The sequence below is a fragment of the Chryseobacterium nakagawai genome (assembly GCF_900637665.1).
Lineage (GTDB): Bacteria > Bacteroidota > Bacteroidia > Flavobacteriales > Weeksellaceae > Chryseobacterium > Chryseobacterium nakagawai.
In genome coordinates this window covers 5,047,316-5,063,065 of the sequence record NZ_LR134386.1, presented here as the reverse complement: position 1 = coordinate 5,063,065, position 15,750 = coordinate 5,047,316, and the positions used below count along the sequence as shown (strand labels likewise).

Below are 15,750 nucleotides of genomic sequence, written 5' to 3'. Positions count from 1 at the left end.
TTGGTAGATTTTATTTAAAAATAATTGTAATATATTGTTTATATTTGAGTTACAAATTCAAAAAATAATAATTATGAAAATCAAAAAAACTTCCAATGCACGAAAAATTGACCGTCAGGAACTAAAAAATGTAAATGGTGGAATCATCATCAGAGACAGAACTTGTTGCTTTTATAACGAAGACAATATCTGTTGTGAGTGGGCTCCTGATCTATGGAGTTGTAGAGGTATCAAATGTTAATACAACCATATGAAAAAAGAAAGCGTACTTATTATTGGGTACGCTTTTTTATTTATTCCGGAATCCAGACACTTACATTGCCGGCAGGTACAGGAAAATTTCCCCAACCATTTTCATCGATGGGGATCTTATTTTTAAACCTTTTTAATAGGTCCTTACACTTTTTTCCGGCATATCGCTTTCCTATTTCCATCGGCTTATTGTAAGCATCTTTATTGCTAAGAACTACAGCACAGCCTGTATGAGTTTCATCACCTTCGCGTATCCATCCAACACAGTTGGCATCCTCGAAATAATCTCGCTGTTCTCCATAAGCATGATCTTTTCTGGCTTTCAGAAGCTCTTCAATACCATCTATTTTAGGCATAAATATTTCCTGATCATTTCCTTCTTTATCTTTGTCAGTATAATGGGCACCATACAAATCCGGATAAAAAACACATGGATACCCATCCTTTCGCAATAGAATCAAAGCATAGGCAATAGGTTTGAACCAAGGTTCAACAGGAGCTTCCAAATCCTGCAACGGCTGCGTATCATGATTAGCAACTATACTCACTGAATGTAAAGGATCAGCTTGGGTGAGGGTTTCATCAAAAATTCTTCTGAGATCATAGGAAGCCCCTTCTTTAGATGCATTATGAAAATTGTTTTGCAGTGAGCTGTCAAAAAGACTCATACAGCCCTCGGTTACTTCAATATACTTTTGAAGCAGATGAAGATATCCGGGAGCCCAGTATTCTCCTACAGCAAAAATGTTTTTTCCGGTATTGGAGCGGAGCAGCGTGAGCCATTCCTTATAAAAGTCAAAGGAAATATGCTTTAAAGCATCCAGTCGAACACCATCAAAATTTGTTTCGTCAAAATACCACTTGGCCCAGGTATTAAGCTCTTCGCGAACAAAAGGATTTCTATGCTCAATGTCATTATACATCAAGTAATCATAATTTCCTTTTTCATCGTGGATCATTTCCTCCCAATCATTGCCATATTCAGACTGTATCTTATAAATATGAGACTCCATACCTTCCGCATAATCTACACCACTGAAGCAAGTGAAATTCCATTCAAAATCAGAATGTTTTTTTCCTCTTCCCGGAAAAGTAAACTTGGTATAGGATTCTATTTCCATAACATCGGAAATCACTTTTTCTCTGTTGTTTTCATCCACTTTTACCACATTGAACTTCTCCAGTTCATCACCCCCGGCTTTATGGCCCAAAACAATATCTACAATAACCTCTATATTTTGTTTTTTTAAAGCGTTGATTGCTTTTACATAGTCTTTTTTAGTTCCATATTTGGTTGGCAGGGTTCCTTTCTGGTCAAATTCTCCGAGATCATAAAGATCGTAGGTATCATATCCTACCGAGTATCCACCATTTGCCCCTTTATAAGCAGGAGGAAACCATACAGAAGTTATTCCCAGTTTCGCCAGGTATTTGGACTGTTTTTCGGCTGCTTTCCATAGCTTTCCATCACCTTCAGAATACCAGTGGAAAAACTGAATCATTGTTGGGTTCATATAATTTGCTGATTTGTGGAATACAAGTTAGCGAAAAAATATGACCTGTTAATTTTCAAATTCTTTAAACGGGATTTTTAGTTGAACGGAAACCAGCTTTTTTTCTTCCGTGTTCAAATGAGAAAGTGATAGCCCAAGCAAGCGAACAGCTTTATCAAATGGGCGTAGCTCCCAAAGTTTTTTTCCTGTATTGAAATATTCTTCCGGAGACGTAAAGTACTCCTCTCTGGTTACACTTCTTGTAAAAAGCGAGAAATCCTTATACTTAATTTTTAAGGTTAAAGTTCTTCCGAGAATATTATTTTTCTGTAAACGTTGATGAAGTTCCTGGCTCAGGCTCTCCAGTTTTTCATTGATTTGCTGTTCATCAAAAAGATCCTCAAAAAAAGTTCTTTCCACAGCCACGCTTTTCTGAATCCGATGAGGTTTTACTTCAGAAGTATGAATACCGCGAACGACATTATAATAATGCTTTCCTGATTTTCCAAAGATTCTTACCAGATCTTCCAAGGTTCTTTTCTTTAAATCTTTTCCTTTGTAAATGCCTAAACTAAACATTTTGTTAGCAGTAACCTTTCCTACACCATAAAATTTTTCCACAGGTAATTCTTCTAAGAAGTTTTCCACTTTGTCAGGATGGATGGTTTTCTGACCATTAGGTTTATTAATGTCGGAAGCTACTTTGGCTAAAAATTTATTCACAGAAATTCCTGCAGATGCAGTTAAACCCGTTTGTTCAAATATTTTCTGACGAATCTCCCTTGCAATCTGGTTGGCAGATTCTATTTCTTTTTTATTTTCGGTAACATCAAGATAGGCTTCATCTAATGAGAGCGGCTCTACAAGATCTGTGTATTCATAGAAAATGTCACGGATCATTTTTGAGATTTCTTTATAGCGTGCAAAACGGGGCGGAACAAAGATAAGATCTGGACATTTCTCTTTGGCTGTTTTACTAGGCATAGCAGAACGAACCCCATATTTTCGAGCCTCATAACTTGCAGCAGCTACTACACCTCGGTGTTGACCACCTACAGCAATAGGTTTTCCTCTAAGTGCAGGATTATCATATTGCTCTACAGAAGCATAAAATGCGTCCATATCTACGTGAATAATTTTACGAAGCGGCAAAGAAAAATCCATATGACAAAGATATGGATTCCTGTATTTATGGTAAATTTTTTATATCAGGAAGCTTGAAGTTTAGAGAGGAAATTGACAATCATAGTATCAAATTACTTCCTGCTTCCATCTTCCCGCCCTTTCACGGCTTTAGTCGCATGGTAAGAAGATGAGGTTCAAAACCTGCTTTTTCATAAGCTTTTATAGCAGATTCATTTTCAGCATACACATCCAGTCTTATTTCTGAAACTCCTCTGGATGTTGCCCAGTTGATAAGCGCATCAGTAATTATTTTATTGACACCTTTTCCCCTGTGTTCAGGTTTTACATACATAAAACCCAGATAAGCATAGCTCTTAAATTTATTATAATCTTTCTCTGAATTTTTGATAAGAGCATAACCGGATGCGATAATTTCATTATTGTCTTCTACAACAACTAAAGTTGCCTCCGGTGATTGTATGAATTCATTCAGATCATAATAATGGATTTCGCCATCAATCAATGTACTGTTAAAAGGCCTTTCTGCAGAAACAATTCCCTGCTCAAAGGTTAAAAGGATTTCTAAATCCTGTTCTGTGGCTTCTCTTGTGATCATGGTATAAGAAATAGATGAAGTTTAAACATTCCGCTTTTATGGAGTGTTTAAACTTCAAGGTTTTGATGTTTTAAAAATTATTTTAAAAGTTTGTCTATGGTCTGCTGAATCTCAGGATCTTCCGGAGAAATAGCGTAATATTTTGCAATAGCAGATTTCTGATCGATAATCATATATCTTGGAATCCAGTTAAGATCCACATAATTGTTGAAATCATTTTTCCAGCCTGATGCAAACCAGTAATTATCTTTTTCTTTCATGTTGAATCTTACAAGACTCTTATCAAATCCTTCTTTAGATCTTTCCAGTGATAAGAAAACAAAGTCAACATTAGGGTTGTTTTTTTCTAATATTTCAGCTTTTGGGAGTGCCTGAAGACAGTCTCTACACCATCCGGCCCAGAAATCGATCACCAAAACTTTTCCTTTATGCTGATTTAATATTTCCTGGATGGTAATTGCTTTTCCATCCTCATCTTCCAGTTTTTGTTTTAAGGCTTCTTTGGAAAACCCTGTTTTAAGAGCAGTAGGAATTTTTTGTGCATAGCTTAAGCCAAACACACCCATCATAAAAATTAATAACAACTTTCTCATTCTACAATTTCATTTACACAAAACTAAGCAATGAATACCAATTCAAGATTATTTTTTTATGAATTGGGAAAAATTTATATTATTGACAATTTCTATGAAATTATACAAATAGTTGAGGAAAAAAACATCTGCCAAACCCTTAATTTGAAAAACCTCCAGAGGGGTGGAATATCACGTCTTCGATTGAATAACTGTAAAACTTTTTATTGATAGTTTTTAATCAAGCCTTTTACTATGGTAATTACATTCGGCATTGCTTTATTGGCAGCATTCAAAACTTCTTCATGAGAAACAGCAAAGGCAATGTCTGGTCCTCCAAGATCAGTAATTACAGACATACAAAATGCATTCATACCCATGTGTCTGGCAACGATCACTTCAGGAACGGTACTCATTCCTACCATATCACCGCCAATAGCTTTAATCATTCCGTATTCGGCAGGAGTTTCAAAAGTAGGGCCTTGCAGGGCAACGTAGATTCCCTGATGGATTTTAATATTGTTTTCTGCAGCAGCCTGTTCCGCTACAGCAATCATTTTTTTGTTGTAAGGTTCGCTCATATCCACAAATCGTGGTCCGAGCTCATCAATATTTTTGCCTCGAAGCGGATGTTCAGGCATCATATTGATGTGATCTTTTAGAATAACGATATCTGCAATACTATAGGCAGGATTTACACCACCACAAGCATTGGAAAGAATAAGGTTTTTAATTCCCAATGAATGAAAAATTCTGATAGGGAAAGTCACAGTTTCCATAGAATGTCCTTCATAATAATGAAAACGGCCACTCATCATCAGTACTTTTTTCCCTTCCAATATTCCGTAGATAAGTTTTCCGGTATGTCCTACCACTGTAGTTTGTGGAAAATTGGGAATATCTTTGTAGTCTAAAACTTGGATCGGTTCTACTTCATTCTGCAGCTTCCCAAGTCCGGATCCTAAAACAACAGCAAAATCAGGAGTGTCCTGAATGATATTCTTGATAAACTTTGCTGTCTCTTTAATTTTTTCTAACATAATCTAAGATGATTTGATTGAATTCTTCCTTTTTATCAATAATTACATTGATAGGCCAGTAGTAAACAATTTCTCTAAGATAATCAAAAGTTTTCAGACGAACATAATCTTTCTCTGTGGTTAATATCAGCTTATATTCTCCTAATTTTTTATATTCCGCAAGGATTTTTTTAATATCATCATCTGTGAAATTATGATGATCTCTGAATTTCAGATGGGTAACCCTTTTTGAGAATTTTGCCAGATGCTCCAACAGTGGTTTTGGATTGGCAATCCCTGTAATCAGTAGAATATCATAATAGTTCAGATTGTTATCCGGAAGCATTTTATCCTTTCCATATACATTTTCGTCATAACCGATAGATGAAAAGAATACTTTTTGGTTATGAGAAGGTCTGATTCTTGAAATATAATACCTTTTGGTTTCCTCTGTAAGCTCATCAGGACATTTGCTGACCATAATGATATCTGCTCTTCTTGAGCCCGCTCTGGATTCTCTAAGATCTCCGGCAGGAAGAAGATAGTCTTTAAAAAACGGATCATTAAAATCAGTCATCAGAATATTGAATCCCGCTTTAATAGCGCGGTGTTGCATAGCATCATCCAAAATCAGTACTCCAAGATCCATGTCTTCAATCACTTTTTTGGCACCAGGAACACGTTCTTCTGAAACAGCAATCACAAAACGGTTTTTAAAACGTTCAAAAAGCTGCATGGCTTCATCCCCTACAACCTTGTAGTTGCTCTCATAATTCGTTACTTCATAGCCTTTAGTAAGCCTTCCGTAACCTCGTGAAAGGACTCCGGTTCTGTAATGTTTGGATAAATATTGAGCGAGATACATCACCATAGGCGATTTTCCGCTTCCGCCCACAGAGAGGTTACCGACATTAATTATCGGTGTCTTGAATTTTGTCGACTTAAAAATCCCCAGATCATACATTGTGTTTCGGATACCCGTTACCATATGATAAGCAAGGGAAAAAGGATAAAGGTACCATCTTTTCATACGAATGCAAAAATAGGAATTTTCATAAGCATTGGAGTAATATTCTCAAAGACTTTTCAACAAATATTTCGTTAAATTAAAGTATTTTTGTGGAGTTATACCATTACATTGAGATACTTTATAGAATTTTCTTACAACGGAAAGAATTATTTTGGCTATCAAATACAGCCGGATGCTATTTCTGTGCAGGAAGAACTGGAAAAAGCACTTTCCACCATTTTAAGAGAAGAGATTAAAACTACCGGTGCCGGAAGAACGGATACTGGTGTTCATGCTAAAAAAATATTTGCACATTTTGATACGGAGCAAGAGCTGAGCGATCAGCTTCCACGAAGACTGAACAGTTTTCTGCCACCTGATATTTCAATTGATAGAATTTTTAAGGTAAAAGATGATTTTCATGCCCGTTTCGACGCAACCTATAGAACCTACGAATATTATATTTCGTTGGAGAAAAATCCGTTTACCCAAGAATCTGCCTGGCAGCATTGGAAGAGATCTTTGGATCTCAATAAAATGAACGAAGCCTGTAAAATTCTTTTTGAATATGAAGATTTTACAAGTTTTGCCAAATTAAAAACCGATAATAAAACGAACATCTGCAAAATGTATATCGCAAAATGGGAACAGAATGGGGCAGATCTGAAATTTACCGTTTCTGCCAACCGCTTCCTGAGGAATATGGTTCGCGCTATTGTAGGAACAATGGTGGAGATTGGTACAGGAAAATTAAAACCGGAAGATCTTCGGAGGGTCATTGAAGATAAAAACCGTAATGCTGCTGGAACCTCTGCTCCTGCCCATGGATTATATCTCGTAGATGTAGGCTATGAATTTTAAATAAAACCTAAAAAACTATAATCATGTTATCAATTCTTATTCTTATTGGAGCGTATCGATATTATGCCCGGTTAGCAGAAAAATTCGGAAAAGTAAAATGGCAGCTGGGGCTTTTAGCTGTAGGGGTTTACCTGGGTACTCAGATTATTTTAGGAATGTCTTATGGTGTTTATTTAGCTTCTACTGATCCAGAGGCAGTAAATAATCTAAATTATACAGGCTTTTCTGCCGCTAATCTTGTTGGTTGGTTACTTTCTCTTCTTGCGGTATGGGGTGTTTATCTGCTTCTTGAAAGAAGATATAAGAATGAAAATCTGCAAAAGCCCTCCATAGAAATTCAACAGATCGGGAAGATTTCGGAAGATTCAAAGAATTGAAAAATAAAGCTTTCAAAAGTATCCGTAAAAATAAGCTTATCTGTGAAAGATATTCATTCTGTAAATGATAGGTATCTTACATTTTCTATGATGATTTGCAAAAGTTGTACAGGCTGACAATTTATAAAGTCTTATTTTTGCATAGAATTTTAATTCTTTTCTTCGATTCGTATAATGAAAAAACAAGATACCTGGGGAATTGTAAAAAGGCTGTTCTTTATTGGAATGAAGTTTCGTTCTTGGTTCATCCTTACTTTAATAATTTCCGTAATACTCTCTATAGTTTCTACTTACAGACCATATCTGACCATGGAAGTGGTGGATAATGACATCACAAAGCTGCAGGATAAAGCTTTGATGATGAAACATATCTATATCCTTGTGGGATTGGTGTTTGCAGAAACCATTTTAAATTTTTTCCTGGTTTATTTTTCAAACTTTATCTCACAGAATGTAATCCGGGATATCAGAGAGCGTTTATATTCTAAACTGATTTATTTCAAAACATCATTCTTTGATAAAACACCGATTGGTCAATTAGTAACCCGTGCGGTAGGAGATGTAGAAACTATAGCAACAGTGTATACAGACGGATTTCTGATGGTTTTCGGAGATATTCTGAGAATTGTATTTGTGTTGGTGATGATGTTCAGTACAAACGTTCATCTGAGTTATATTACGCTTGCTATTCTGCCTTTAATGGTGATGATCACAAGGTTTTTCCAGAAAAGGCTTAAAAAAGCTTTTGGGGACGAAAGAAACTGGACGTCTACACAAAACTCTTTTGTACAGGAAAGGTTGGCAGGAATGTCTATCATTCAGGTATTCAACAGGCAAGAGTCAGAATTTAAAAAATTTGATGATATCAATATTACGCTGAAAGGAGCATTGTTGAGAACTGTTTTCATCTTCTCATTGTTCTTTCCTGTGGTAGAACTTATTTCTTCATTATTTATTGGATTTATCTTGTTTTATGGTGGATATATTACGATCAGTGCCGGGGTAGTGATTGCTTTTATTCAGTATATCTCAATGTTGATTCGTCCTTTAAGACAGATTGCAGACCGATTCAATAATATCCAACGAGGAATTGTAGGGGCAGAAAGAGTACTGGGGTTAATGGATGAAGATAATTCGATGACCAATACAGGGATAGTGAAAAAAGATCACTTTGCCGGTAAAATTGAATTCCAGAAAGTGCACTTTGCCTATGATGAAAAACAGGAAGTACTGAAAGGTATTGATTTTAAGGTGAATCCTGGGGAAACCGTTGCCATTGTAGGCGCAACCGGAGCGGGTAAATCCACCATTATCAGTTTGATTACAAGACTTTATGATATCAATTCAGGAAATATTCTTATCGATGATGTGGATTTAAAAGACTATGAGCTTTATAATCTGAGAAGTCATATCGGAGTAGTATTGCAGGATGTATTTCTTTTTCATGGAAGTATTTTTGAAAACCTTGCGTTTGGAGACGATAGTATCACCCTTGAAAAGATAAAGGCCGGAGCTAAAGAAATTGAAGTAGATCAGTTCATTGAACAGCTTCCGGGCGGCTATGATTATGTTGTAAGTGAAAGAGGGTCATCTATTTCCTTAGGTCAAAGACAATTACTGTCTTTCCTGAGAGCTTATTTATCAGATCCAAAGATCCTGATTCTGGATGAAGCCACTTCTTCCATTGACCATGAAAGTGAAAAACTGATTCAGAGAGCCACGGAAAAAATTACCAGAAACAGAACGTCCATTATTATTGCCCATAGACTTTCCACTATTGAAAAAGCAGATAAAATTATTGTGATGGAGCATGGTAAAATTGTAGAAGAGGGAAGGCATTTGGAACTTTTGGATAAAAACGGATACTACGCTACTTTATACAAGGCACAACTTCGACATGAAGTGGAATTGGAAGAAGAAAAGGAAGCAAAATAAAAACGTATTTGAATCTATAAAAAAAGAGAGCAAATGCTCTCTTTTTTGTTATTGAAAGGATCTAGAATTTTAATTTTTTAGTCAGTACCTTTCCATCTTTTAGAACAACATTCACTATGATGATTGTGCTCCTTTGATTGACAGGAAATCTAAATTCAGAAGCATTGATGTCTGTTCTGTTTACCAATAGCTTTCCTGATGCATCATAGATATGAAATGAAGCAATTTTTGATTCCCCTTTTACATATACTGAATTTTCATCCTTGGTGATGAATGAACTATTTTTTGAAGTTATATCATTTACAGATAATGAAGCCTGCGGTACTATGGTTACGGAATAATCTTCCACTTGCCCATATTCTGGAGTATAGCATGACGTAATGGTAATACCTGCCAAATCACCGATAACCCTCATTCTTAAAGGAGTATTTAATACAGCATCTGATGGAGGGGTGACAGAAGCAGTCGCAAATGAACCACTGGTTACTCCCGTTTGATTTAAAATCGCTTCTGTAATTTCATTAAACTGACCATCATTGTTGTAATCAATATATGCTTTTATTCTGTGACTGTTATTTAGTCCCGGAGCAACCTGGATGGTAGTGGCTGTATTGCTGGGAATTGTCGTTTTGCTGATTCCCATACAGTAGTTGCCGGTAAAGTTTTCATAGAAGTTATTAATTGCCTGTTTGTAGCTGTTGGAAGAGTTATTGATGCTCCCAAACTTTACTGAAGTAATTCCAATGTTATAATTTCCAGGAGCATTTATTGTTGTTGGAGTACATGCGCCAGTAAGAGATACACTGTTATTAGGAGTTATACTTGCAGCAACCGGAGAGTTGATTAATGATTGTCTGTACTTCAGAAGTTGTGCTGTTGCACGATCTGTTTGTCCCTGAGTAAATAAATCTCTGAAGCAAAAGGTATAAGCCATTACATTTCTTTCCCCACCAGCATAAAGCTGGCTGGTACATGGGTTGATTTGTCCGGTCTGGCAATTTCTAGGAACAGAGGTATGATAAAGACTTTTCATAGGTTCAGTATCACATACCAAATCACCATTCAGGGTACAATCTGTATTGGCAGGGCAATCTCCTGTAGTAGCATTATATCCTTCGTGGGTATGTCTTAGGCCTAAAGCATGGCCAAACTCGTGAGCAAGGGTTTGTGCATTGACTGCCGAGGCGCTGGTGGCCATAAAGGAATAATCGTTGCTTCCTCCCGGATAATAAGCATATCCATTTAATGCTCCTGCGTTGGATGTTAGTTTTTTCACAACATAGATATTGTAGTATTTGCTAGTGTCCCATTGCCCCATTGCCGTAATTTGTGTTGCAGGTACAGCATTGGTGGTATTGTCATCATTTACTCCGCCACTTACGTATTTTGGAAGGCTGGAAGCATCAATTCTATTAATACCATTGGTAGGATTGCAATTAGGGTCTACCTTCGCAAAAACAAATTTTACAGGTAAAGGAGAGCTTGTAGCGGCCATTCCACTGGATGCATTTCCTGCAAAAACACCATTGGTATAGTTTACCCAGGCAATGATATCAGCATCGGATTTGTTATTAATGCTTCCTATTGGGCTTCCATCTCCTACAACATGTATAACAATTGGGATTTCATAGATCTGGTTTTGACCATTCTTCGCCGCTAATTTGCCGCTCTTGACCATTTTTGATAATTCCAGATTGAAGGTATCATCCTGAACCTTTTCATTGGGGAACTTTGCGTAATGTTTTCTCATTAATTCGTCAGTTCCACATTCTAAAAATTCTACATTCTGTGAATAAAAATTTGAAGATAAAGTTGTTGTAATAAGCAGAAATAATAGTTTTTTCAAAGTTATTTATTTAAGTGTTGTTTTTTCTACACCAAAAATAAATAAAAAAACAATAAGGGTCAGTGCTTTTTAAAACTGCAGAAAACAAAGTTTTGAGTGGTTTCGAAAGGAGTCGTATGATCTTCCATAATACATTGGAGCTTATCGAAACTTTCTATAAATTTTTCAGAAAGAGAAGCCTCATCATATTGCTGAATATCCAGTCCGCTGCATTGAGTTGGTCCATGTTTGGAAAAGGTTCCTAGAACTAAAAATTTATTTATATTTTTCTCTGCAATATCAATATATGCTGAAATCTGCTCCGGAGTTGTTAAGAAATGGAAGGCCGCTCTGTCATGCCAGATATCATAAGTTTCAGCAGGTTCAAATGCTGTAATGTCTGTAGTAATCCATTTTACCTTCTTTGCCTGGTCTCCGAGCCTCTCTTTTGCTTTTTCCAAAGCCTTGGCAGAAATATCCAATACAGTAATATTTTCATAACCTTCTTCAAGCAGAAAATCAACCAGAGTACTATCTCCACCACCAATGTCAATGATTTTAGCTTCTTTTCCCAATCCGAAAGAATGAATAAAATCAAGGGATGTTTGAGGTTTTTCCTGTGTCCAGCTTACCTGGTCAGGATTTTTAGTTTCATACACATTTTCCCAGTGGTTTTTATTGGTGGAAGAATTCATGAGTCCTTTAATTGATTATTTATTTGTTCAAATTTATTAATTAATTCGTCAACTTTTCCTTGTTGTTTCTTTATAGTTTTAGGTCTGATATAAAACCAATTGAAACCTATCCATATCAAAGTTATGGTATATACTAAAATGGCAGAAACGGATGACATTTTTAGAGCATATTCATACATATACAGGCATATTCCAAGGAACAGCATAATGAAATACAGATTAAGCATAGTGGTTTGCATAAACTTCTGTTTATTCTTAACCAGATATAGATTCTGGAGATATTCACTGTTAGATTGGGTATTGTCAATTTTATAAAAAATCATAAACATTCTGTTGTAAGCCAGCAAAAAAATAACCATAGCCAGAATGACAAGCACAATCCCGATTTTTGTACTGGTAAACTGGGGCTGATAACGATACCATATAAAAGCAATGCATAAACTGGTTGCAATCAATAGGAGATTGGTAAGGATCAGTTTGCGAAGGTTTTCATTTTTAAACTTTTTCAGTCTGTTAAGGAGTTCTTCTATATTAGGTTTTGGAGAAGCCTGCTGCTTCCAGATATTTTTAAAATCAATATTAGTATCCATTGTGCTTAAATTTTTGTGTTAATTTTTCTTTGATCCTATGAATTTTTACCCGGATATTGGATTCTGAAAGTCCTACAATATGTGCTATTTCAGCTTGCTTTACTTCTTCCAGTTCCAGAGAGATAATGATTCTGTCCGTTTCCGGAAGCTCGGAAATAAACTGATACAGCATTTGTATCTGAGGCTCCATAGATTCCTGTTTTTTTTCTTCCAGATTGATGGGGAGGTCTGTTTTGGAAAATCTTTTTTCCTTTTCAATCTGTCGGAGACAATTATTGGAAGCGATTCTGAAGATCCATGTTCCGATGCTGGATTCATTTCTAAATTTCGGGAGCTGCTGCCATACGATGATGAAGGTTTCCTGAGCTAGATCCTGAGCTAGATCGGTATCATTGACATATCCCATACACAAACGGAATATCTTTTGCCAGTAGAGTTCGTAAATATCCTCAAATACCATTATTTCGAAGATAAAAAGTTATTGAGCTGATTAAAATACCATTCTTTATCATCATACATAATGAAATGAAGTCCTTTTGTGGAATATTGAAAATTGGCGTTTTTAAGATTTGTATACTGTGCTTCAATTGATGGTTTCATAAATACAAAATAAGATTCCAGAAGAATAAGAGAAGGACATTGTATATTTTTGATGGTTTCCCTGAGATCAGTATTATAGAAATCGCAGTACATTTTGGCAAATGTTTTTCTGTCAGATTTCATGCTCCAGTCAATGACGGTACTCTGCATAGAAGTATCTGCAAGAAGGCGAGGGATAGACTGAGTCTGCATTTTACGGAAGTCTTCATCGGTCATTGTTGTAAATTTAGTAATGGTTGATGAGCAATCGTTGTTTTCTTTGGACGTAAAATTAGGATTAGAGATTGCAGCCAGGCAGGGTAAAGTATCTACAATAACAATTTTGCCTACCAGCTCCGGATAATCCGCTGCGATGGCCAGCGCAAGACCGCCTCCCATACTGTGTCCAATGATAACAGGTTTTTCAATTTTATAAGCCTTTATATAAGCTGCAATTCCCTTTTCCCAATCCTTGAAGCTGGCATCAGCATCAGGTTTTGCTCCTGCAAATCCCGCCATGGTTAACGTATAGCAGGTAAAATCTTTTTCAAACTTTGCAGTTGTTTCATTCCATACATCTCCTGAAGAAGCAAATCCGGGAATAAGAATTAAAGACTGTTTTCCCTTTCCGGTTTTCTTTACCTCAAACGGGTATGTTTTTTCCTGACCAAATATATTACATACTGCTGCAAAAAATAACATGATGATAAGGAGGAATGTAAATTTTTTCATGATTTCTAAAGTTTTAAGGTTTATTTGTCTTTTAGAGACCTGCCTTTTTAAAATGTTACACTGTTTTTTTATTTTTTTTGAAAAAATATTATCTCTTCTGTGCAATCCGTTATGATAAGGGAAAAATACCATTTGAAATTTTATAATTATTCTTTCTCTACGGTTAGATTTTTAGAGACAGATATGATAAAAATCATGATTCATGCGATGTTTAGGTCTGTTTATCTGTATTTCCTCTCTGGTATGTGATTAATGTGGTTGTGAAATAAATTAAATTTTTACATTTTGGGTGTTTAAAATTAAAAAATAATGAGTTAATAGTATTTATATTGGTAAAAATTATTAAATTTATTGAAAGTTTAAGTCGCTGCCCCGGGAAGTGATGGGGTAGGTAGACAAAAATGGAATTTTTAACTAAAAACTAAAAAATATAAATGAGTAATAATATTCAAGATGAATTTAAAGTTTTTAAGGACGAACTAAAAAAACTTAATATCGAAGTACAGAAAGTAGTAAAAGTAGGAAATGGAAGTATGGATTTTCATGAAGTTTTCTACAAATCACCGCGATATGAAGAGGTGAAGACTGTGTATGTTCAGCGTCATAATCTGGACAATATGATAGAAAAATTCAAACAAGCTTATCACTAAAATATAACCGGCGCCACAGATTTTCTGCGGCGCCGGTTTTCTTATAAAGTGTATAGTTAAATATCTGCGAATAGGTCAGGTTCTATTAAGACAGTAGGATAAACGAAAACAGTCATTAATCTTTATCCAGTGTTGAAGTATGCTTAGTATCCTTCATTCCAATATATACTACGAGGGAGAATAAGATACAACCTGTAATATACCAGTAAAAATATTCTTCAGAACCAATCTTTTTAAACCAAAGTGCAATATATTCTGCAGTTCCTCCAAAAACAGCTACTGTTATAGCATAGGGCAAGCCTACACCCAGAGCTCTGATCTCAGACGGGAAAAGTTCTGCTTTTACAACCGCATTAATAGAGGTATATCCACTTACAATGATCAATGCGGCCATGATCAGGAAAAATGCACCCCACATCGAAGTTGTGGTGCTTAATGCGGTGAGAAGCGGAACAGTACAAACCGTTCCCAATATTCCGAATCCCAGAAGTAAAGGACGTCTTCCGATCCTGTCAGAGAGCCCTCCGAATACAGGTTGGAGGCATGCGAATATAAATAGAGAAATAAAAGAAATTAAGGTGGATTGTTCCTTGCTGAGATGAACCGTGTTCACCAGGAATTTCTGCATATAAGTTGTATAGGTATAGAACGCAAGTGTTCCTCCCAAAGTAAGACCTACCACAGTCAGTAAAGCCTTAGGATGGTTGAGAAGCTCTTTAATGGTTCCTTTTTTCTTTTCGTTGAGCTCTTTTTTATTTTCAAAAGCTTCTGTTTCATGGAGATTAGCACGCAGGTATAATGCTATAATAGAAAGCATAGCTCCGATGACGAAAGGAATTCTCCAACCCCAATCTTCCAGTTGAGCTTCTGTTAATAATAATTTCTGTAAAATCAGCTGAATTCCCAATGCGATAAGTTGCCCACCTATCAGTGTCACATATTGAAAACTCGAATAGAAACCTCTTCTGTCTTCCGTTGCCATCTCGCTGAGATAAGTGGCTGAAACACCATATTCTCCACCCACACTTAATCCCTGTAATAACCTTGCAATTAAAAGCATGATGGGAGCCATGATCCCTATGGTTTCATAGGTTGGGGTAAGTGCGATAAGTAAGGATCCAAATGACATAAGCAGTACAGAAAGAGTCATTGCTCTTTTTCTACCGATTTTGTCAGCGATACTTCCAAATAGCCATCCTCCGATAGGACGCATAAGGAAGCCCACAGCAAATATTCCGGCAGTATTCATCAATTGGGCATTGAGGTCAGAATCCGGAAAAAAGGAATTGGAAAAATAGATGGCAAAGGCAGCATAAGCATACCAGTCATACCATTCAACAAGATTTCCTATAGATCCGCCAACAATGGCTTTTATTCTCTGAGCAGTATTAATTGGAGTCGTATTCATAATGAGTAAGAT

17 protein-coding genes are annotated in these 15,750 nt (G+C 36.1%); 5 read left to right on the top strand and 12 right to left on the bottom strand.

Annotated elements, in window-relative coordinates; translation table 11 throughout:
* The first annotated feature begins 73 nt into the window (after positions 1 to 73).
* The gene (locus EL260_RS25745) at positions 74 to 241 is read left to right on the top strand and encodes a hypothetical protein (protein WP_164466567.1); all 168 of its coding nucleotides are present in this window, start codon (positions 74 to 76) and stop codon (positions 239 to 241) included.
* Positions 242 to 293: 52 nt separating this feature from the next.
* On the opposite strand, the gene EL260_RS22775 is transcribed toward EL260_RS25745, so the two are convergent.
* The 6 genes from EL260_RS22775 to lpxK all read right to left on the bottom strand — a co-directional run bounded on the left by EL260_RS22775 (position 294) and on the right by lpxK (position 6,107).
* The gene (locus EL260_RS22775) at positions 294 to 1,766 is read right to left on the bottom strand and encodes an alpha-amylase (RefSeq protein WP_123857777.1); all 1,473 of its coding nucleotides are present in this window, start codon (positions 1,764 to 1,766) and stop codon (positions 294 to 296) included.
* Between the two features lie 48 nt (positions 1,767 to 1,814).
* Entirely contained in the window at positions 1,815 to 2,909 is a 1,095-nt protein-coding gene (gene dinB, locus EL260_RS22770) for a DNA polymerase IV (RefSeq protein WP_123857776.1), read from the bottom strand.
* Positions 2,910 to 3,030: 121 nt separating this feature from the next.
* Complete coding sequence (locus EL260_RS22765; RefSeq protein ID WP_123857775.1) at positions 3,031 to 3,486, bottom strand: GNAT family N-acetyltransferase; 456 nt, start codon at positions 3,484 to 3,486, stop codon at positions 3,031 to 3,033.
* Positions 3,487 to 3,563: 77 nt separating this feature from the next.
* Entirely contained in the window at positions 3,564 to 4,079 is a 516-nt protein-coding gene (locus EL260_RS22760) for a TlpA family protein disulfide reductase (protein WP_123857774.1), read from the bottom strand.
* A 203-nt stretch (positions 4,080 to 4,282) separates the two neighbouring features.
* Positions 4,283 to 5,098, bottom strand: coding sequence for a purine-nucleoside phosphorylase (locus EL260_RS22755; protein WP_123857773.1), 816 nt, complete (start codon positions 5,096 to 5,098; stop codon positions 4,283 to 4,285).
* Positions 5,082 to 6,107: a tetraacyldisaccharide 4'-kinase gene (gene lpxK, locus EL260_RS22750; protein ID WP_123857772.1), complete on the bottom strand. Its 1,026-nt coding sequence runs from the start codon at positions 6,105 to 6,107 to the stop codon at positions 5,082 to 5,084. The genes EL260_RS22755 and lpxK overlap by 17 nt, the downstream gene beginning before the upstream one ends.
* Before the next feature lie 108 nt (positions 6,108 to 6,215).
* Here lpxK and truA point away from each other — a divergent pair, with 108 nt between their 5' ends.
* The 3 genes from truA to EL260_RS22735 all read left to right on the top strand — a co-directional run bounded on the left by truA (position 6,216) and on the right by EL260_RS22735 (position 9,259).
* Positions 6,216 to 6,947, top strand: coding sequence for a tRNA pseudouridine(38-40) synthase TruA (gene truA, locus EL260_RS22745; protein ID WP_123860608.1), 732 nt, complete (start codon positions 6,216 to 6,218; stop codon positions 6,945 to 6,947).
* A 23-nt stretch (positions 6,948 to 6,970) separates the two neighbouring features.
* Positions 6,971 to 7,324, top strand: coding sequence for a hypothetical protein (locus EL260_RS22740; protein ID WP_123857771.1), 354 nt, complete (start codon positions 6,971 to 6,973; stop codon positions 7,322 to 7,324).
* A 174-nt stretch (positions 7,325 to 7,498) separates the two neighbouring features.
* Positions 7,499 to 9,259, top strand: coding sequence for an ABC transporter ATP-binding protein (locus EL260_RS22735; protein ID WP_123857770.1), 1,761 nt, complete (start codon positions 7,499 to 7,501; stop codon positions 9,257 to 9,259).
* Between the two features lie 61 nt (positions 9,260 to 9,320).
* Here EL260_RS22735 and EL260_RS22730 read toward each other — a convergent pair whose 3' ends face one another.
* The 5 genes from EL260_RS22730 to EL260_RS22710 are packed head-to-tail and all read right to left on the bottom strand — an operon-like array spanning position 9,321 to position 13,680.
* Complete coding sequence (locus tag EL260_RS22730) at positions 9,321 to 11,105, bottom strand: M43 family zinc metalloprotease (protein ID WP_123857769.1); 1,785 nt, start codon at positions 11,103 to 11,105, stop codon at positions 9,321 to 9,323.
* Between the two features lie 59 nt (positions 11,106 to 11,164).
* The gene (locus EL260_RS22725) at positions 11,165 to 11,779 is read right to left on the bottom strand and encodes a class I SAM-dependent methyltransferase (protein ID WP_123857768.1); all 615 of its coding nucleotides are present in this window, start codon (positions 11,777 to 11,779) and stop codon (positions 11,165 to 11,167) included.
* Entirely contained in the window at positions 11,776 to 12,369 is a 594-nt protein-coding gene (locus tag EL260_RS22720; RefSeq protein ID WP_123857767.1) for a hypothetical protein, read from the bottom strand. Before EL260_RS22720 ends, EL260_RS22725 begins: the two co-directional genes overlap by 4 nt.
* Positions 12,359 to 12,829 (bottom strand): RNA polymerase sigma factor, encoded by a 471-nt coding sequence (locus EL260_RS22715; protein WP_123857766.1) that lies wholly within the window; start codon positions 12,827 to 12,829, stop codon positions 12,359 to 12,361. The genes EL260_RS22720 and EL260_RS22715 overlap by 11 nt, the downstream gene beginning before the upstream one ends.
* Complete coding sequence (locus tag EL260_RS22710) at positions 12,829 to 13,680, bottom strand: alpha/beta fold hydrolase (RefSeq protein WP_123857765.1); 852 nt, start codon at positions 13,678 to 13,680, stop codon at positions 12,829 to 12,831. Before EL260_RS22710 ends, EL260_RS22715 begins: the two co-directional genes overlap by 1 nt.
* A gap of 434 nt (positions 13,681 to 14,114) precedes the next feature.
* On the opposite strand from EL260_RS22710, the gene EL260_RS22705 reads away from it, so the two are divergent.
* On the top strand, positions 14,115 to 14,330 hold the full coding sequence (locus EL260_RS22705) for a hypothetical protein (RefSeq protein WP_123857764.1): 216 nt from the start codon (positions 14,115 to 14,117) through the stop codon (positions 14,328 to 14,330).
* 115 nt (positions 14,331 to 14,445) lie between these two features.
* Here EL260_RS22705 and EL260_RS22700 read toward each other — a convergent pair whose 3' ends face one another.
* Positions 14,446 to 15,738 carry an MFS transporter gene (locus tag EL260_RS22700; RefSeq protein WP_123857763.1) on the bottom strand — a complete coding sequence of 431 codons (1,293 nt, stop codon included), beginning with the start codon at positions 15,736 to 15,738 and terminating at the stop codon, positions 14,446 to 14,448.
* Between the last annotated feature and the right edge of the window lie 12 nt (positions 15,739 to 15,750).